Raw genomic sequence first — 17,719 nt, 5'->3', positions numbered from 1 at the left:
TCCTCGGTCGGCATGACGGCGGTCACATCCTAGTAGAGGGCGCCGACGCCATCGTTCAACGATCCGGCATGAGGACGCGGGTCGGTAGGCTGATCGGCGTGACCGTCGCCGCCGACCCGGACCAGGCCGCCCGCGCCGCCCTGGAAGCGCTGTCGACCGCGCGCGTCGCGCAGACGTCGTCGACGGCGGAGCGGGTCGCCGACGCGCTGCGCGAGCAGGTCGTCGAAGGCCGCCTGTTGCCGGGTGTGCGGCTGGGGGAGCAGTCGTTCTGCGAGGCCATGCGGGTCTCCCGGAACACCCTGCGCGAGGCCTTCAGCCAGCTCGTCGCCGAACGGATCCTGGTGCGCGAGGCCCACCGCGGGGTGTTCGTGACGACGCCGGGCGTGGCCGACGTGCACGACGTCTACCGGTCGCGGCGCATCGTCGAGCCCGCCGCCGTCCGGGACGGGGAGCGCGCCCGGGACGAGGCCGCGGTCGCGCGGGTCCGCGCCGCCGTCGAGGAGGGTCGGGCCGCCGCGGCGGACGAGGACTGGAACGGGGTCGCCGACGCCAACCAGCACTTCCACCGCGCGCTCGTCGGGCTCGCGGGCAGCACCCGGCTCGACCAGCAGATGGATCTGCTGCTCGCCGAGATGCGGCTCGCCTTCCACCGCATGGGCACCCACCGCGACTTCCACGAGCCGTACCTGGAGCGCAACGACGCCGTGGCGACGCTCGTCGAGCGCGGCGAGCTGGAGCGGGCCGCCCAGGAGGTCGCCGACTACCTCGCCGACGCGGAGACGCGCATCGTCAGCGCGCTGGGTGCCTCCGGCTGAGGCCACCCCGCACGACGGCGGCGTGCTCGCGCAGCGTCTCCGCCGGGTCCTGGCCGGGCCGGCGGCCGAAGCCGCAGTACATCGCCACGCCGAAGTCGTGGAGATACCGCGACGCCGTGGCGTGCCTGCGGCGCAGCCCCTCCTCGCCGTCGAGCGGGAGCACGATCCCGAGGAAGACCCGGGTGTCGGGCACGTGCAGGCCCGCCAGCGGGGCGAAGAACGCCTCGTCCTCACTGCGCAGGTAGCGGGGCCCGGCGAGGTGCAGCCAGTCGAGCGGACGGCCGGCGTGCGCGCGGGCGTGGTTCGCCATCCGGACGAGCAGCCCCATGTCGCGCGCCTCGAACATCGGCCACTCGGGGAACGTGCCGTAACAGAGGTGCAGGCCGAGCAGGACGTCCTCGGGGACGTGCGGGGCCAGCCGTGACCACGGCCCGCCGAACCGGTCCCACGCGCCCGCGACGCCGCCCTCGGTCCAGCCGAGTACCTGTTCGTTGTCGAGCACCTCGTAGGCGAGGTCGAACTGCAGCGCGAGGTCGTGCGCGGGGATCGTCGCGAGGACCTCGTCGATCGAGCGTCGCGTGAGGTCCTCCAGCGCCGGCCCGACGATCGACCAGTCGTGGGCGTAGTGGTCCTTGAAGGCGCCGGTGAACACGCTCGAGGGGAACGGGAAGTTCACCTGGAACCGCTGGTCGGCGGCGATCACGCCCTCCGAGCGCAACCGGCGGAACAGCGCGTACGACTCCAACATCACCGGGACCCGCGGCCAGGCGTCGAACCGCAGCGACTCGACGCCGTCGCGGACGGTCAGCCGCGCGGTCTCGTAGGCGTGCCGCGCGCGGCCGGTGGGCGACCCCGTCGGCTCCAGCACCCGGAGGTCCGGGTGCGGCTCCAGCAGGTGCGTCCGGTCGAAGCCGACCCAGGCCCCCAGCGGCCCGGCCTCGCCGTCGGGCAGCGCCGGGACGAGGTCCCCGACGAACCCGGCGCCGGCCCGGAACCCCTCCTCGGCCGACGGCGTCGGCAGGCTGCCCACCAGCAGCAGATCGCTCGTCACCCGTCCGGTCACGCCGGCCTCCCTCGCTCGTGGTCGGGCCCGATCCTGCCGCGCCGCGGGTCGCTCGGCGAGACGGTGCGGTCGGCGTTGAACCGTTCGGCCGCCCGCTCCGTGTTCCCGGGCAGGGACCCCGAGCAGAGGACGAGCCGATGACCCACAGCACGACGTCCGCGAGCACGATCGACGGCGCCCGACCGACGGGTTCCGCCGTGGCGCTCCTGCGCGCGGTGCAGGTGACGGCGGTGTTCTCACTGCTCACCCTGGTCTGCCAGTACATCACCGCCGGGCAGATCCTGCCCCGTGGTGGACCCCTCGTGGGGCTGCACGCGACCGGCGCGATCGTGCTGCACGTGGTGACGGGCCTGCTCACCGTCGCCGCGGTCCTCTTCGGCCGGGCGCACGGGGGACCCTGGTGGCCCGCGGTGCTGGCCGCCGTCGTCTTCGTGCTGAGCTTCGTGCAGGCCTACTACGGCGAGCACACGAACCTCGCCATCCACGTGCCGGGCGCGCTGGTGCTCACCGTGGGCATCGCCTGGATCACGGCCTGGTCGTTCACCCGCGCCGTGCGACGCTGAGGTCGGAACGGGGGTCAGGGCCCTCCGGGGACGAAGGACACGGCGTGGGACTGGTGGGGCGCGAGCCGGGCGACGCGGAGCTGATCCGCATGGTGCACGAGCAGCACGGGGCCGCGCTGTGGGCGGTCGCGCTGCGGACCACCTCCGACCGCGGCCGGGCGCAGGACGCGGTCCAGGAGACCCTGCTCCGCGCGTGGCGCCACCCCGCCGCCCTCGACCCCAGCCGCGGCGATCCCCGGCCGTGGCTGCTGCGCACACTGCGGAACGTGCTCATCGACGAGTGGCGGGCCCGGTCGGCGCGCCCGGAACTGCTCTCCGACGACCCGGCGGGCGTCAGGTCCGGCACGACGCCGGGCGATCACACCGTCGGCGACCACGCGGACGCCGCGGTGCAGTCCTGGACCGTCGCGGCGGCCCTCGACCGGCTCTCGCTGGAGCACCGCACGGTGCTGGTGGAGTGCTACTACCGCGGCCGTAGCGTCGGCGAGGCCGCCTCGGTGCTCAACATCCCGCCGGGCACGGTCAAGTCCCGGGTGCACTACGCGCTGCGGGCGCTGCGCCTCGCGCTGGAGGAGATGGGGGTCGCGTCGTGAGCTGCCCGCACCGCTTCGACGTCGGCGTCTACGTCCTCGGCGCGCTCGACCCCGCCGAGCGGGACGTGTTCGAGGCGCACCTGCAGGAGTGCCCGTCGTGCACCCGCGAGCTGGCGGCGATGGCGGGACTGCCGGGTCTGCTCTCGCGGGCCGAGGCCCCCGCCCACGGCGTCGACCCCGCGCCGCCGCCCGACCTCCTCGCCGGGACGGTGCACCGCGTGCGCCGCCGCCGTCGGGTCGCCCTGCTCGCCGCCGCCTTCGCCGTCGTGCTCGCCCTCGCGACGGGAGCGGGGGTGACGGCCTGGTCGACGTCGGGGACCTCCGGTCCCTCCGGCACGGTCGCCGCGGGCCAGGCTCGGGAGGTCGTGCTGCCCGCCGTCGCCGGCTCCGAGTCGTCCGGCCTGGCCGGTCTCACCGCCCGGCCCTGGGGCACCCAGGTGGCCCTGACCTGCCTCTACCGCGGCGCGCCGCACCTGCCCCCGACGCCGGACGCGCCCCGGACGACATACGTGCTCGTCGTCCAGGGCTCCGACGGCCGCTCCGAGCAGATCGCGAGCTGGAGCCCGCCGCCGGGCCAGGACGTCAAGGTCGCGGCCTCGACGGACCTGCCCACCGACCGCGTCTCGGGCCTCGAGGTCCGGACGACGTCGGGCGCCGTGGTCATGCGCTCCTGACTCACCCGGTCAGAGGTGCTCCAGGGGCCGTGCCCGCAGCGCCGCCCAGGTGCTGACGACCGCGGCCACGAACAGGTAACCCGCCGCGTACCAGGGCTCGCCCCCGCCGAGGGCCAGCAGCGAGGTGAGGATCAGCGGCGTCAGGCCCGACGCGTAGATCCCGCCGCCCTGGAAGACCAGGGACATGCCCGTGTAGCGGGTCCGCGTCGGGAAGAGCTCGGCGAACAACGTCGACTCCGCCCCGCTCGTGATCCCGTACGAGACGCCGAGCATCAGCACGAGCGCCACGCCCGCGGCGAGGACGCCACCGCCGAGCAGCGCGAACGCCGGGAACACCCCGACCGCGAGGATCACGCACCCGACCGCGAAGACCCGCCCGCGCCCGATCCGGTCCGACCAGGCGCCGGCGAACGGCATGACGACGGCGCTGACGACGGCCGCGACCGTCACGGCGACGAGCATCTCCGTGCGGGGCAGCGCGAGCGTCCCGACGGTGTAGGTCAGGACGAAGACGCCCCAGGTGTTGAACGAGGCCCCCTCGGCCCAACGGGCGAGCAGGCCCCAACCGAGGTTGCGTCGTGAGACCGGGTCCCGGACGACGTCGGCCGCGGGCACCCGCGACACCTCCGCGGCGTCCTGCATCCGGCGGAAGGCGGGCGTCTCGAGCACCGCCAGGCGCACCACGAACCCGATGACGACGAGCACCACGCTGGCCAGGAACGCGATCCGCCAGCCGTACGCGGCGAACGCGGCGTCGTCCATCAGGGAGCCGAGCAGCGCGAACGCGCCGGTCCCGAGGGCGAGTCCCAGCCCGAGCCCGATCTGCGGGGTCGAGCCGTACAGACCCCGTCGTCCGGGTGGGGCGTACTCGACGGCCATGAGCACCGCGCCGCCCCACTCGCCGCCGATCGCCACGCCCTGCACGACGCGCAGCACCACCAGCAGCACCGGGGCGGCCACCCCGATCGCCGCGTAGGTGGGGAGCAGGCCGATCGCCGCCGTCGACAGCCCGGTCAGCGCCATCGTGACGACGAGGGTGCGACGACGGCCGACGCGGTCACCGATGTGCCCGAAGAGCAGCCCGCCGAGCGGGCGGGCGACGAACCCGACGGCGAAGGTCGCGAACGAGAGCAGCGTCGCGACGGTGGGGTCGCCCTTGCCGTAGAAGAGCGTCGGGAAGACGATGCCCGCGGCCGTCGCGAACAGGAAGAAGTCGTACCACTCGATGGTCGTGCCGATGAGCGACGCGGCGAGGACGGTGCGGGCCTCGCGGCGGCTCCCGGACGGTGACGCGGTGGTCTCGAGGGTGGCGCTCACCGCGCGGCACCGGTGACCGCGAACGGCACGGAGGACGCGGGCGCGCTGGCCGCGCGCGCAGCCTCCGACCCGGCGGCCGGGGTCCACAGGCCGCGCCGCCCGAGCTCGGCCAGCGGGCCCTCGCCGACCCAGTAGGCCTCCTCGAGGTGCGGGTGGCCGGACAGCACGAACTCGGTGATGCCCAGCGCGTGGTACTCGGCGATGCGGTCGGCGACCTCGCTGTGGCTCCCGACGAGGGCCGTGCCCGCGCCGCCGCGCACCAGCCCGACGCCCGCCCACAGGTTGGGGGAGACCTCGAGGTCGGCGGCGGTGGCCGAGCCTCCGGAATGCAGAGCGCGCATCCGCTGCTGACCCACCGACTCGCTGCGCGACAGGCCGGCCTGGACCTGATCGATCATCTCCGCCGGGACGCCACGTAGCAGCTCCTCGGCCTGCGCCCAGGCGGCGTCGGCCGTGTCCCGCGTGATCACGTGCAGCCGGATGCCGAACCGCACCTCGCGCCCCTGGGCGGCGGCCAGGCCCCGGATCCACTCGATCTTCTCGGCGACCTGCGCGGGCGGCTCGCCCCAGGTGAGGTAGACGTCGACGTGCCGGGCGGCCACGTCGCCCGCGGCGGGGGAGGAACCGCCGAAGTAGACCGGTGGGACCGGGTCGGGGACCCGCTGCAGCTGCGCGCCCTCGACGTGGACCTGCTCGCCGTCGAGCGTGACCTCCTCGCCCGCCCACAGCCGCCGCACGACGTCGAGGAACTCGCCGGTGCGGGTGTAGCGCTCGTCCTTGCCGAGGAAGTCCCCGTAGGCGCGCTGCTCGGTGGGCTCGCCGCCGGTGACGACGTTGACGAGCAGCCGGCCGCCCGAGTGCCGCTGGAAGGTGGCGCCCATCTGGGCGGCGAGGGTCGGGGACACCCCGCCGGGCCGGAACGCGACGAGGAACTTCAGCCGCTCGCTCTCGGCGGCCAGCATCGCCGTCGTCAGCCAGGCGTCCTCGCACCAGGCGCCGGTCGGGGTCAGCGCTCCCTCGAACCCGAGCGTCTCGGCGGCGCGGGTGATCTGGGCGAGATAGCCCAGCGACGCCTCGCGCGGCGTGCCCGCCGCGGCGGCGGCCATGCCGTGGCCGCCGCCGACGAGGCCGCGGGAGTCGCCGTAGGTGGGCAGGAACCAGTGGGCGGTCAGCGGCGGGGTGCCGCCGCCGGGTGTGCCTGCCGTCGTGCGGGCAGGCGTGATCGTGGGGGTGGCCATGGTGGCGGGGTCCTTCTGACGACGTCGGGCAGGGACGAGGTCAGGGACGACAGGCGATCGAGGTGACCCGCCGGAGGTCGACGTGGCGGCGCCGCGTGAGCAGGCGGCCGACGTCGAGGGGGATCACGGCACCCGATCCTGCGTGGCCTCGCCGCGATCGACAACCGGGCGGGAGCGGGGTCACGCCGCGCCCCGGGGGCCTATCTGGTCTGGACAAGCCCGCCGGACTCTTTTATCCACGCTCGCCATCGGCCCGGAAAGTGATCCAGGGCACTGTGACGTGGGCAACGCGGAGGCACCGGGGCGGCGCACGGACGGGCCGGGCTCGTCCGCACTCCGGGATCGTTCGAGGAGGAACTCCATGGCCGACGTCCTCGCCGAGGGCTACAACGTCTTCGACACGAAGAAGTCCCCGACGGGGACGGTGAAGTACCTGGGCGTTCCCGGCGACGTGATCGCCCTGATCCAGTCCGGCAAGCTCGCCGAGCACATCCTGCTCGTACGCGGCGGGACGACGACCTTCCTCGCGCCCGCGCTCTCGATGGGCGCGATCGGCGTGATCACGATGTCCGGCGCGCCGGAGTCGCACCTCGGCATCCTCTCGCGCGAGTTCCAGACGCCGTGCGTGATGACGGCGCACCTGACGGGCAGCGAGTCGCGGTACGTCGTGGGGTCGACCGACGAATCGCACTTCGAGGAGATCGCGCGCGAGCTCGACGGCAAGCAGGTCCGGTTGGACTGCACCGACGACGAGGTCGGCCGGGTGGTCGCGATCTAGCGGTACGTCGGCAGCCGACCATCACCAGCCAGGAGGAACGCACAGGATGACGACCACCGAGGGCAAGCGCGCCAGGTTCCGCCAGCGCTACGAGCAGTCCGACGACGGGCTGCGCTTCCAGGACCTCACCTACACCGGCAACTTCGTCGGGATGGACCCCGTCACCGACGGGATCCTCGGCGACAAGATGATGAAGTCCCGGGCGAAGAGCGGCGTCCTGGAGAAGGTCACGAAGGAGGACGTCCTCCGTGACCGCTTCACGATCGACGAGTTGAACGACCTCAACAACTACCTCGCCTGGAACATCTGGGACGTGCTCGTCATGCGGGCCACCGAGGGCGTCTCGGGCATGATCCCCCGCCAGGAGTACGAGATCCTGGCCTTCATGCACGAGTTCTACCGGTGGCCGGAGATCATGGCCATGACCACCGAGGCCGTCGGTGGTGCCCAGGGGATCATGGACATCGGCGCGTCGGCCCGCCGCGAGATCGGTACCAAGGTCAACGCGGTGCACGACTGGTGCATCGGCGCCGTCGGCTTCGGCATGGGCCGCTGTGGCCTGCTGGCCCTCGAGGTGATCAAGCCCGACGAGTACGTCGAGGAATCCAACGAGATCCTCAAATTCATGCAGCGCGTGCTGTGGGGCAAGCGCCAGGACGGCTACATCCTCAATTCGCAGGACCGCTACCGCTGCCGGATCCACGATCAGGACTTCCTCGAGTCGATCGTCAACCAGGTCGAGCCGCTCGAGCCCGACAGCCCACGGCACGGTGCGTTCACCCAGTTCAACGCGGCGGCCGAGCTGCTCGCGTTCCTCGACCACTACGACTGCCGGCTCGGGCTCGGCGACACCGGGCCCTACGAGCTCCCCGACGGCAAGCTGCTGATCCTGCGGGACCTCTTCGTGAACGAGGAGGTCTTCCACTGGAGCGACGTCTGCGAGGACGCCAAGCTGCCGCACGTCTACACGCTCGCACTGACCCTCGACCCGGAGATCATGAACCTGGAGGAGATCCGGGTCAACGACATCTCCACGACGTTCACGCGGCCCAAGAACTACCTGCAGGCCGTGGTCGGGGGCGCGGTCTTCGCCCGCGAGAAGTGGGACACGCCGATGGGCGAGGTCTACAACATCCCGATCTCCGACCTCGGTGACCACCTCGGCCGGGTGCAGCAGGCGACGCTGAAGCTGTACACGAAGACGTCGAAGATGTGCCGGCGCGACCTCATCTGGAACGGACAGTACGTGTACTACATCGACATGATCCTCCCGCACATGCGCAAGGCCGGGACGTACGAGAAGGCCTGTCGGGACTACGACCTGTGGGAGATCGACCAGCGGGTCGCGAACTACTACTACGACATCACCAAGCGCGGATTCGCGCAGGAGACGGTGCCCAGCAAGATTTTCTCGGGCGCCGGCTACCTCCCGTTCCCGGACGGGGTGAGCCCGACCCGCTCGAAATACCGGGTCCTGTAGGTGCGCTTCGCGCTCGTGAGCACCAAGTGCGGTGATCGCCGCACTTGGTGCTCACGAGCCGACCGGAGGAGGCACATCGCATGACCACCACGACCCTGGCCAAGCCCGACTACGACGTGCTCAACGTGCTCGCCCTCAAGAAGATGGCCGGCGCCTCGGCGATCTCCGCGGTCACCGGGCTGCCGGAGGACGACGTCGCGGGTCGCCTCGAGACGCTGTCCGGCACCGGGCTGGTCGTCGTCGCCGGTGGTGCCGCGCTGCCGACCGACGATGCCGTCCCCGCCCTCGACGCCACCGCGGCGGAGCTCTACGCCCCGGTCCGCGCCGACGAGGACGTCCTGGCCCTCGTCGGGAAGTTCGAGTCCACCAACACCCAGCTCCTGACGACGATGTCCTCCTGGCAGCAGGTCGAGGTCGGCGGTCGGAAGGTCGCCAACGACCACACCGACGCCGAGTACGACGAGAAGGTGATCAGCAGACTGGAACGCCTCGTCGGCCGGCTGGACGGACTGATCGACGCGCTCGCCGGCCACGACCCCCGGTTCGCCACCTACGCGACCCGGTTCGGCGCCGCCCTCGAGGGCATCGACGCCGGTGACCACGACCTCGTCTCCTCGCCGACCCGGGACTCGATCCACACCGTCTGGTTCGAGTTCCACGAGGACCTGCTGCGCACGCTGGGCCGGGAGCGGGCCGAGTGAGCGGACCCGGCTGGACGCGGGCGTTCACCGATGAGGGGCCCGCCGACGTCGAGAGCCTCGGCGGCAAGGGCGCCGGACTGGTCCGGATGACGCGCGACGGCCTGCGCGTCCCGCCGGGCTGTGTCATCACCACCGGCGCCTGCCACGTCTACCTGGAGCAGCGGACGCTGCCGGACGGCCTCGTCGAGGAGATCCGGGCCCGGGTGGGCGGGATCGAGGCGGCGACGGGCAAGACCTTCGGGGCCGGTCCCGAACCGCTGCTGCTCTCGGTGCGCTCCGGCGCCCCGGTCTCGATGCCCGGGATGATGGACACCGTCCTCAACCTCGGACTCTCCCGCGACGCCGCGGTCGCGCTCGCGGTGCGCTCCGGCGACACCCGGTTCATGGCCGACCTCGTTGCGCGGTTCCACGCGATGTACTCCGAGATCGTGCTCGGGGCGCTGGACGACCGCGACGCCGTCGACACGCTCGTGACCGGCACCGCCCCCGGCGACGACCCGGCGGCGGCCTTCGACGGGGTCTGGGCCGCCGCCGAGGCCGCGCTCGCCGACGAGCTCGGCGAGAGCGTGCCCGCGGCACCGGAGGACCAGCTCCGCCACGCCGTCGAGGCCGTCTTCCGCTCCTGGAACACCCGCCGGGCGCGCACCTACCGGGAGCACCACGGCATCCCGCACGACATGGGCACGGCCGTCGTCGTGCAGTCCATGGTCTTCGGCAACCTGGACGACGCGTCCGGCTCGGGCGTCGTCTTCACCCGCAACCCGGTCACCGGGGAGCCCGGCCTCTACGGGGAGTACCTCGCGCACAGCCAGGGCGAGGACGTCGTCGCCGGGGTCCGCACGCCGGACCCCGTCTCCGGCGCTCTGCCCCCGCCGCTGCTCGCGGAGCTGGAGCGGACGTGCGGGGAGCTCGAGGCCCGCCACGGCGACGTGCTCGACGTCGAGTTCACCGTGGAGCACGGCGTCCTCTACTTCCTGCAGGTCCGCAGCGCGAAACGCACCCCGGAGGCGGCGGTGCGCATCGCCGCCGACCTGCTCCACGACAGGACCGCGACCCCGGCCCGGGCCCTGTCCCTGGTCACCGGCGACCAGCTGCGGGCGGCGCAGCGCCCCGGGTTCGACGACACGGCCCTCGCCGCGGCCCGGGCCGCGGGGCGGGTAGTCGTGACGGGCATCGGGGCCTGCCCCGGGCAGGTGTGCGGAGAACTGGTCCTCGACCCCGATCGTGCCCAGGAGCGCGCCGAGGCCGGCGCCGCGGTCATCCTCGCGCGCTCGGTGACCAGCCCCGCGGACCTCCACGGGATGATCGCCGCCGAGGGGATCGTGACGTCCACGGGCGGCTCGACCAGCCACGCGGCGGTCGTCGCGCGGGCCCTGGGCACCGCCTGCGTCGTCGGGGCGGGGGCGCTCGAGATCGACGCGGCGGCGCGCACCGTCCGGGTGGGGGAGCGGACCCTCGCCGAGGGCGACCCGGTCTCGCTCGACGGAGCCTCGGGTGAGCTCGTCACCGGGACCTTGCCCACGACGACGCCCGCCGCCGCCAACGACGCGATGGACGCGCTGCTCCGCGCGGCCGCCGACGCCGCGGGCTGCGAGGTCCTCGCGCGCGTGACCGTCCCGGCCGACGTCGTCGCCGCCCGGGCCGCGGGCGCCACCGGCGTCGTCACCGCGGTCGACGACGTGCTCGCCGCGTCCGGCGACCTCAACCACCTCGTCGAGACCCTGCTGGAGAAGGGGTGGGACGGGGTCGGGGCGGGGACCGCGCTCGACGAGGTCCGCCGCGCGATCGCCCGCCAGGTCTCGGGCCTGCTGGCCGCGGCCGGGGACCACGACGTCGACGTGCGCGCGATCGACCTGCTGGCCGACGAGGCCCGCGAGCTCCTCCAGCAGACCGCGGTGACGACCCGCCATCCCGAGCTCGCCCTGCCGCTCGGGGTGCCGGCCCTGATCGCCGCCCAGCGCGAAGGGCTCGCGCTCGCCGCGGCGGACGCCGGGTACGGCGGCCGGATGCGGCTCGCGATCCGGCACGTCTCCGACCCCGCCGAGGTCCGGGCGCTGCACGCGATCGACGGGCCGGCCGACGGGGCGGCGCCCGGGATGGGCACCTACCTCACCAGCCCCCGCGCGGTGCTGGGCGCCGACGCGCTCGTCGGGCTCAGCGCGGTCGTCTGGCTGGAGATCCGGGCGCTGCAGGCGGCGATGTTCGGCATCCCGGCCCGGCAGTTCCTCACCGCCGCGCCGCTCGACGACTACGTCGCGCGGGGGCTGCTCTCGACCGACCCGCGCCACGCCATCGATCCTGTCGTGGAACCGCTGTTGGCCGTGCTGAGCGAGGCCGGGCGGGCCCATCCGGAGGTCCCGGTCGGGGTGCGCCTGAGCGGCACCGTCGCCGACGCCGTCGCGGCGCGGCTCTACGAGCTCGGGTTCCGCCGGTTCGCGGTCGACCTGCCCGAGGTGCGTCCGTTGCTGCTCGGCCTGGGACGCGCGGCCCTGGCCCGGTGACGTGCCCGCGACCTCACCCGGCGCGGCAGATCCGGCGCATCGCCTCGAGCAGCTCGTCGGCGGCCTCGGGGTGGTGGCCGTGGGACGTCGCGCGTGTCGGCCCGGCGGGGGAGCGCGTCAGCCCGTCCGCGGCCTCCCGGCGTCGTCTCCGTCGGCGCTCACCGGGAGCCTCTGCCGACTCTGTGATCGACGACGATTCTCGGACGTCCAGTGTCTGGAACGCGACTTTCCTGACATCGGTGGTGGAACACCCGCACGAGCACGCTTCCGCACTCCCCGACCCGGTCACCCCGGGGATCGCGCACGCCCCGGTCGGCTCGCGCGCGGCCTCGTCGCCGAGCAGGTGCGAGAGGACCTCCTGCGGCCACAGCGCGACGAACTCGGCGCCGGCCTCGATGAGGTCGGCCGCGGTGTGCATGCCCCAGCTGACCCCGACGACGCGCACCCCGACCTCGACCGCGTCCCGGACGTCGCCCGCGGTGTCGGTCACCAGCACCGTCGTGCCCGCGTCCGGGCGGGTGGCCTCGCCGCCCTCGTCGTAGTCGGCGGAGCACCGTCGGCCGTACCCGCTGCCCGCGTCGGCGAGGAAGGTCCGCAGCGCCGTCCGCTTGTCCGGGGCGACGTCGCCGCCGAAGACGTGGGCGAAGCAGTAGGCGAGCCCGTTGTCGACCAGGACGCGGCGCAGCACCTCCATCGCGTTCGAGGACATCACCGCGAGCGTGCACCCGGACGCCAGCCTGCGGACGACGGCGGGCATGCCCGGCACGAGCGGCGGGTCGTAGTGCGAGCGCAGGGCGGTGAGGAACTCGGCGGTCGCCTCGCGGGCGTGCTCCTCGTCGGTGCAACGCTCCCGGATCGAGGTGAAGATGTTGCCGCGGAAGAGCTCGAAGTACTGCTCCGGGGTGTCGATCCCGAGCCCGAACCGGTGGCTGATCGGCGCGAAGACCTCCCACGACGCGAGGCGGGTCTGCACCAGCGTCCCGTCGAGGTCGAAGACGACGGCCCGCACGGGCACCGTCATGGCCGGCTGTAGACCTCACCGAGCTCGCCGAGCCCGATGAAGTCCATGCACTCGCCGAACCCGACCCGGCCCTCGGCCTCCCACCGGAGCAGCACGTTGTGCCCGACGACGCCGGGCTGCGACTGCCACGGGAACGTCGTCAACGCCTCCCCGGAGACGGCGACGGTGCGGTCGCCCGCGCTGAGGACGAGGTCGATCCGCTCCGGGTAGAGCCCCCGGCGCCGCGTCACGCCGTGCCCTCCCGACAGGCCGTGCAGCTCGCCGCCCTCGACGAGGTAGCCGTGGGTCAGCCGTAGCGGCGACTCGCCGTCGGGCCCGTTCGCGGTGTCGAAGTCGAACAGGCCGTGCACGACGAGGTCCTCGCCGAAGTGGGCGTGCATCCACGAGAGCCGCGACGACTGGCGCTCCGCGCGCACGCCCCAGCTGTGGTCCATCGTCGCGACGCAGTCGATCGGCAGCGTGCGCCCGCGCACCGACACCTCGCCCTCGTAGTGCCCGGACTGGTCGAAGTGCCCGGCGTAGGCATGGCCCCAGGTCTTGGCCATGTCGCGGTCCGCGGCGAGCGGGTCCTGGTCGGGGTCGTTGATGTCGTAGGCGGGCATGATCGCGGTGTAGCGGAAGTGGATCTCGACGCCTGCCGCCGGGTCGGAGTAGTCGACGTCCCAGACCTGGTTGGGCTTCGAGCAGACGACCCGCAGGCCGTTGGCCAGCTCGTAGTCGGTCAGGCTGGCCGGTGCGGGCATGTTCTGGGCGTCCCAGTACTCGGCCGCCCACGGCTCGCGCACCCGCCGGGAGTTGATCGAGACCGTCGACCCGACCATCCCGATCGGCTTGCGGAACAGCCCGTAGAGGCCGATGTTGACCGGCCGCTCGGTGTCCTGGCCCGCGTAGAGGCCGAAGTAGTTGGTCTCGGCCCACAACGGGTCGTCGGTGGTCGGCGGGTGGAACTGCGCGTCCTCGTCGCGGATCACCGGGATCTCCTCCAGCGCGGCGGATGTGGCTCGGATCACCATGAGGGTCCGGGACCCCGACGGCCCGAACCAGTGCACCTGCGGACAGCGGAACCGGGAGACGTTGTCCGTCCGGGATAGCGCCCCGTCGCTCGTCGCCGCCCTACCGTCCGCACCACACGACGAGACCTGGCTCACAGGTCCTCGTCCGCCCACGACGAGGCGGGAGGCAGGGCGGATGCAGCTCGGGCGAGTGCTGGGCCAGGTCGTGGCGACCGTCCGCTCGCCCGGCTTCGAGAACGTGTCGCTCCTGCTCGTCCAGGACGCCACCGACGACGACGGCGGTGACGGCGTCACGTGCGTCGCGGTCGACCTGGTCGGTGCCGGCGCAGGCGACGTCGTGCTGATGACCACCGGGAGCGCGGCGCGCGTGGCCGCCGGGGCCGCCACGCCGACTGACCGGGCCGTCGTCGCGATCGCCGACTCGGTCATCCGCAACGGGACCGTCACCTACCGCACGGCGTGAGGCCGGGCGAGGACTCTGGAGGACGACATGACAACCACGGCGACGGCGTCGACCGGCGCGGCGACCAATGGCGCGGTCCCGATGCGCGGAGCGCTGGGGCTCATCGAGACGAAGGGCCTCGTCGGGGCCATCGAGGCCGCCGACGCGATGGTCAAGGCCGCGAACGTCCAGGTGCTTGGCCACCGCGAGATCGGAGGCGGCCTCGTGACGGTGATGGTCCGCGGCGACGTCGGCGCGGTGAAGGCCGCGACCGACGCGGGCGCCGTCGCGGCGGGGAGGGCGGGCGAGGTGGTCTCGGTCCACGTCATCCCCCGCCCCCACGACGAGACCGAGGGCATCCTCGCGATCCTCGCCCGCCCGAAGGCGTAGGCGATGACCGCGACCCTGGGCCGGGGGCCGGCGGCGACGTGGGACGCGGACCTCGCGGGCCTGGCCGACGTCCGGGCGAAGGCCCGCGCGGCGCGGGAGGCCGCCCGCCGCCTCGAGGGGGCCGACCAGGAGACCCTCGACGGCTACGTGCGGGCGATGGCGCGGACCGGGACGAAGGCCGCCGAGGAGCTCGCGCGCCTCGCCGTCGACGAGACCGGCTACGGCGTCTACGAGCACAAGATCTACAAGAACCGGTACAACACCGGGTTCGTCGCGCGCTGGATGCTCGAGCGCCGTGCGGTCGGGGTGCTGTGGACCGACGAGGCCGCCCGCGTCACCGCGATCGGCAGTCCGATGGGCGTGATCGCCGGGATCATCCCGGTCACCAACCCGACCTCGACGGCGCTGTTCAAGTGCCTCGCCGCGGTGACGTCCGGCAACGCCGTGGTGCTCGCCCCGCACCCCCGGGCCGCGCGCTGCACGGCGCGGGCCGCGGAGGTCATGGCCGAGGCCGCGGTGGCCGCGGGCGCGCCGGAGGGCCTGGTCTCGTGCCTCGATTCGCCCACCCTCGCGGCCACGGCCCAGCTGATGAGCCGCGACGAGATCGCCCTGGTCCTCGCGACCGGCGGCCCGGGGATGGTCCGCGCGGCCTACTCCAGCGGCAAGCCCACCATCGCCGTCGGCGCGGGCAACGTCCCGGCCTACGTCGGGGCGAGCGTGGCGGACCCGGCCGAGGTCGCGGAGATGATCATCACCTCGAAGTCCTTCGACAACGGGACGGCCTGCGTCGCCGAGCAGTCGGTGGTCGTCGTCGACGCCGTCGCGGACGCCTTCCTGGGCGCGTTCGCCGAGCACGGCGCGTTCTGGATGGACGCCGCGCAGCAGCAGGCCCTCACCGCGGTGCTCTTCGACGAGCGGGGTGGGCTGCGGCCCGCCCCGGTCGGGCAGAGCGCCCGCCGGCTCGCGGAACTGGCCGGGTTCGCCGTTCCGGACGCCACCCGGGTACTCGCCGCCGAGCTCGACACGGTCGGCGCCGCGATCCCGCTGTCCCGGGAGATCCTCGGCCCGGTCCTGTCGGTCTACCGCGCCCGTGACCCGCAGGCCGGGCTCGCCCGGTGCCGCGAGATCCTGGCGCTCGGGGGCGAGGGCCACACCGTCGCCGTGCACGCCGCCGATCCCGACGAGCTCGCCCCGTTCGCGGCACTCCCGGCGGGACGCATCGTCGTCAACACCCCTGCCCTGTTCGGCGGCATGGGCTACTCGACCGAGGTCGACCCCTCCTTCCAGCTGGGCACCGGCACCTGGAGCGGGTCGATCTGCTCGGACAACGTCACCCCCCTGCACCTGATCAACATCAAACGAGTCGCCCACGAGGTCCGGCCATGGCGCAGCGTCTACGACACCGTCGAGGTCTAGGGGTGGCGGCGGCTCCGGACGACGCCGGGGGTCCCGTGCACACCCTGCTCGCCGAGGCCGCCGCCCGCCGCGACGACCCGGTCCTCGCGCCGCCGGCCCGGCCCCGCGTCGGCGTCGACCTGGGGACCGCGAGCTGTGTGCTCGTCGTGCTCGACCGCGACGACGACGGCCGCGACCGGCCGGTGTGGGTCGAGTCGGCGGCCTCGGGTGCCCTGCACGACGGCGTGGTGGTCGACTTCGCCCGCGCCGTCGCGACCGTCCGTGAGCTGCGTTCCCGGGCGCAGGACGCGCTGGGCGTGGACCTGTCACGGGCCGCCACCGCCTACCCGCCGTGCATCCCGGTCGCGGACGCCCGCGCCTGCACCTACGTCTGCGAGACCGCCGGGTTCGACGAGGTGGCCCTCGTCGACGAGGTCAGCGCCGCGCAGCGCACCCTCGGGGTCACCGACGGCGTCGTCGTCGACGTGGGGGGCGGATCCACCGGGATCGGGGTGTTCCGGGGCGGCGAGCTGGTGCGCCTCGACGACCGACCGGGAGGCGGGCACCACCTCGACCTGATCCTCGCCGGCGCGCTCGGGATCGAGGTCGACGAGGCCGAGCGGGTCAAGCGCGAGCGCCCGGCCGACGCGCTGCCGATCCTCGTCCCCGGCCTGCACCGCATCGCGGAGTCGGTCCGCGCCATGACCGCGGGCACCGACGACGAGCTCCCGCTGCACCTCGCGGGCGGCGCCCTGATGATCCCGCGCGCCGGTGACGTGCTGGCGTCCTACCTGCAGCGGACCGTCGTGACCCATCCGCATGCCCTGCTCGTCACCCCGGTCGGGATCGCGAAGTCGTGCCCCGGAGAAAGGCGATCATTGTGACCTCGGCGAACGCTCCCACCCTGCGCACCTACGCCTTCGTCGACCGGATGCAGCCGCAGTGCGCCGCCCACATCGCGGCCACCAGCCCGGGCGACGTCCCGCTGGCCGGCATGGCCGAGCTCTACATCGAGATGGCGCCGGGCAACGAGGTGTTCCGCGCGGCCGACATCGCGCTCAAGGCCGCCGGGGTCCGCCCCGCGCTGCAGATCATCGAGCGCGAGTACGGCCTCCTGGAGATCCACTCCGAGCAGCAGGCCGAGGTCCTCGCGTCCGGTCAGGCCGTCCTCGACGAGCTCGGGCTGGTGGAGTCCGACCGGATCCGGCCCGCGATCGCCTCGACGCAGTTCATCACCAACGTCCACCCGTACCAGGCGCAGCTGCTGAACAAGTGGCGCAAGGGCAGCATGCTGCTGCCGGGGCAGAGCCTGTTCGTCATGGAGGTCGCGCCCGCCGCCTACATCTCCGTCGCCGCGAACGAGGCCGAGAAGTTCGCGGCGATCACGGTCATCGAGCTGCGGGCCGTGGGGCGGTTCGGCCGCATGTTCCTCTCCGGTACCGAGAGCGAGGTGGCTTCCGCGCGCGACGCGGCCGTCGCGGCCCTGGAGGAGATGAAGGGCCAGGAGGCACCGCGATGACGGTGTGGTCGGCGGCCGACGTCGAGGCGGCGGCCAAGCGAGCTGCGACGCTGCGGGTCGGGCCGCGCGACGTCGTCACCCCGTTGGCCCGTGAACGCGCCCGCGAGCTCGGGGTCACCGTCGCCGCGGCCGACGACGCCGACCGGACGCCCCCTCCGTCGTCGGGACCCCCGCCGTCGTCGGGACCCCGGCCGTCGTCCCCGCCGTCCGCCGCGC

At 73.6% G+C, this 17,719-nt stretch carries 18 protein-coding genes and 1 pseudogene; 14 read left to right on the top strand and 5 right to left on the bottom strand.

Annotated features, from left to right (window positions below; translation table 11 throughout):
• The first annotated feature begins 98 nt into the window (after positions 1-98).
• Positions 99-815, top strand: coding sequence for a GntR family transcriptional regulator (locus tag VGI02_RS04595; protein ID WP_331626086.1), 717 nt, complete (start codon positions 99-101; stop codon positions 813-815).
• Here VGI02_RS04595 and VGI02_RS04590 read toward each other — a convergent pair.
• The gene (locus tag VGI02_RS04590) at positions 790-1,878 is read right to left on the bottom strand and encodes a hypothetical protein (protein ID WP_331626085.1); all 1,089 of its coding nucleotides are present in this window, start codon (positions 1,876-1,878) and stop codon (positions 790-792) included. The two genes, VGI02_RS04595 and VGI02_RS04590, sit on opposite strands and share 26 nt — an antisense overlap.
• Positions 1,879-2,015: 137 nt before the next feature.
• On the opposite strand from VGI02_RS04590, the gene VGI02_RS04585 reads away from it, so the two are divergent.
• The 3 genes from VGI02_RS04585 to VGI02_RS04575 are packed head-to-tail and all read left to right on the top strand — an operon-like array spanning position 2,016 to position 3,708.
• Positions 2,016-2,441: a hypothetical protein gene (locus VGI02_RS04585; RefSeq protein WP_331626084.1), complete on the top strand. Its 426-nt coding sequence runs from the start codon at positions 2,016-2,018 to the stop codon at positions 2,439-2,441.
• A gap of 44 nt (positions 2,442-2,485) precedes the next feature.
• Entirely contained in the window at positions 2,486-3,034 is a 549-nt protein-coding gene (locus VGI02_RS04580) for a sigma-70 family RNA polymerase sigma factor (RefSeq protein ID WP_331626083.1), read from the top strand.
• A complete protein-coding gene (locus VGI02_RS04575) occupies positions 3,031-3,708 on the top strand; it encodes an anti-sigma factor family protein (protein WP_331626082.1) in 678 nt (225 codons plus the stop codon). Before VGI02_RS04580 ends, VGI02_RS04575 begins: the two co-directional genes overlap by 4 nt.
• Positions 3,709-3,717: 9 nt before the next feature.
• Here VGI02_RS04575 and VGI02_RS04570 read toward each other — a convergent pair whose 3' ends face one another.
• Positions 3,718-5,025: an MFS transporter gene (locus tag VGI02_RS04570; protein WP_331626081.1), complete on the bottom strand. Its 1,308-nt coding sequence runs from the start codon at positions 5,023-5,025 to the stop codon at positions 3,718-3,720.
• Positions 5,022-6,263, bottom strand: a complete 1,242-nt coding sequence (locus tag VGI02_RS04565; protein ID WP_331626080.1) for an LLM class flavin-dependent oxidoreductase — start codon at positions 6,261-6,263, stop codon at positions 5,022-5,024. The genes VGI02_RS04570 and VGI02_RS04565 overlap by 4 nt, the downstream gene beginning before the upstream one ends.
• 361 nt (positions 6,264-6,624) lie before the next feature.
• Between VGI02_RS04565 and VGI02_RS04560 the strand changes: the two genes are divergently transcribed.
• From VGI02_RS04560 to VGI02_RS04545, 4 genes are all read left to right on the top strand, one after another.
• On the top strand, positions 6,625-7,041 hold the full coding sequence (locus VGI02_RS04560; protein WP_331626079.1) for a PEP-utilizing enzyme: 417 nt from the start codon (positions 6,625-6,627) through the stop codon (positions 7,039-7,041).
• 46 nt (positions 7,042-7,087) lie between these two features.
• On the top strand, positions 7,088-8,521 hold the full coding sequence (locus tag VGI02_RS04555; RefSeq protein WP_331626077.1) for a hypothetical protein: 1,434 nt from the start codon (positions 7,088-7,090) through the stop codon (positions 8,519-8,521).
• Between the two features lie 80 nt (positions 8,522-8,601).
• Entirely contained in the window at positions 8,602-9,222 is a 621-nt protein-coding gene (locus VGI02_RS04550; RefSeq protein ID WP_331626076.1) for a hypothetical protein, read from the top strand.
• Positions 9,219-11,723, top strand: coding sequence for a pyruvate, phosphate dikinase (locus VGI02_RS04545; protein WP_331626075.1), 2,505 nt, complete (start codon positions 9,219-9,221; stop codon positions 11,721-11,723). Before VGI02_RS04550 ends, VGI02_RS04545 begins: the two co-directional genes overlap by 4 nt.
• Positions 11,724-11,736: 13 nt before the next feature.
• Here VGI02_RS04545 and VGI02_RS04540 read toward each other — a convergent pair whose 3' ends face one another.
• Together VGI02_RS04540 and VGI02_RS04535 are read right to left on the bottom strand one after the other, a co-directional pair.
• Positions 11,737-12,744: an HAD family hydrolase gene (locus VGI02_RS04540; protein ID WP_331626074.1), complete on the bottom strand. Its 1,008-nt coding sequence runs from the start codon at positions 12,742-12,744 to the stop codon at positions 11,737-11,739.
• Positions 12,741-13,715, bottom strand: coding sequence for a DUF7064 domain-containing protein (locus VGI02_RS04535; RefSeq protein ID WP_331626073.1), 975 nt, complete (start codon positions 13,713-13,715; stop codon positions 12,741-12,743). Before VGI02_RS04535 ends, VGI02_RS04540 begins: the two co-directional genes overlap by 4 nt.
• A 217-nt stretch (positions 13,716-13,932) precedes the next feature.
• Between VGI02_RS04535 and VGI02_RS04530 the strand changes: the two genes are divergently transcribed.
• The 6 genes and pseudogenes from VGI02_RS04530 to VGI02_RS04505 all read left to right on the top strand — a co-directional run.
• Positions 13,933-14,220, top strand: coding sequence for a EutN/CcmL family microcompartment protein (locus VGI02_RS04530; RefSeq protein WP_331626072.1), 288 nt, complete (start codon positions 13,933-13,935; stop codon positions 14,218-14,220).
• Positions 14,221-14,301: 81 nt separating this feature from the next.
• Complete coding sequence (locus VGI02_RS04525; protein WP_331626087.1) at positions 14,302-14,589, top strand: BMC domain-containing protein; 288 nt, start codon at positions 14,302-14,304, stop codon at positions 14,587-14,589.
• A 3-nt stretch (positions 14,590-14,592) separates the two neighbouring features.
• Positions 14,593-16,005, top strand: coding sequence for an aldehyde dehydrogenase family protein (locus tag VGI02_RS04520; RefSeq protein WP_331626071.1), 1,413 nt, complete (start codon positions 14,593-14,595; stop codon positions 16,003-16,005).
• A gap of 2 nt (positions 16,006-16,007) precedes the next feature.
• Positions 16,008-16,868, top strand: coding sequence for an ethanolamine utilization protein EutJ (gene eutJ, locus VGI02_RS04515; protein ID WP_331626070.1), 861 nt, complete (start codon positions 16,008-16,010; stop codon positions 16,866-16,868).
• Positions 16,865-17,503 carry a hypothetical protein gene (locus VGI02_RS04510; RefSeq protein WP_331626069.1) on the top strand — a complete coding sequence of 213 codons (639 nt, stop codon included), beginning with the start codon at positions 16,865-16,867 and terminating at the stop codon, positions 17,501-17,503. The genes eutJ and VGI02_RS04510 overlap by 4 nt, the downstream gene beginning before the upstream one ends.
• Positions 17,500-17,719 (top strand): annotated as a pseudogene (locus VGI02_RS04505) (lactate dehydrogenase); the annotation flags it as partial. The gene VGI02_RS04510 and the pseudogene VGI02_RS04505, both read left to right, overlap by 4 nt.

The organism is Actinomycetospora sp., assembly GCF_036497245.1.
GTDB lineage: Bacteria > Actinomycetota > Actinomycetes > Mycobacteriales > Pseudonocardiaceae > Actinomycetospora.
The sequence above is the reverse complement of the archived record's forward strand: the minus strand, read 5'-3'. Positions and strand labels throughout refer to the sequence as shown.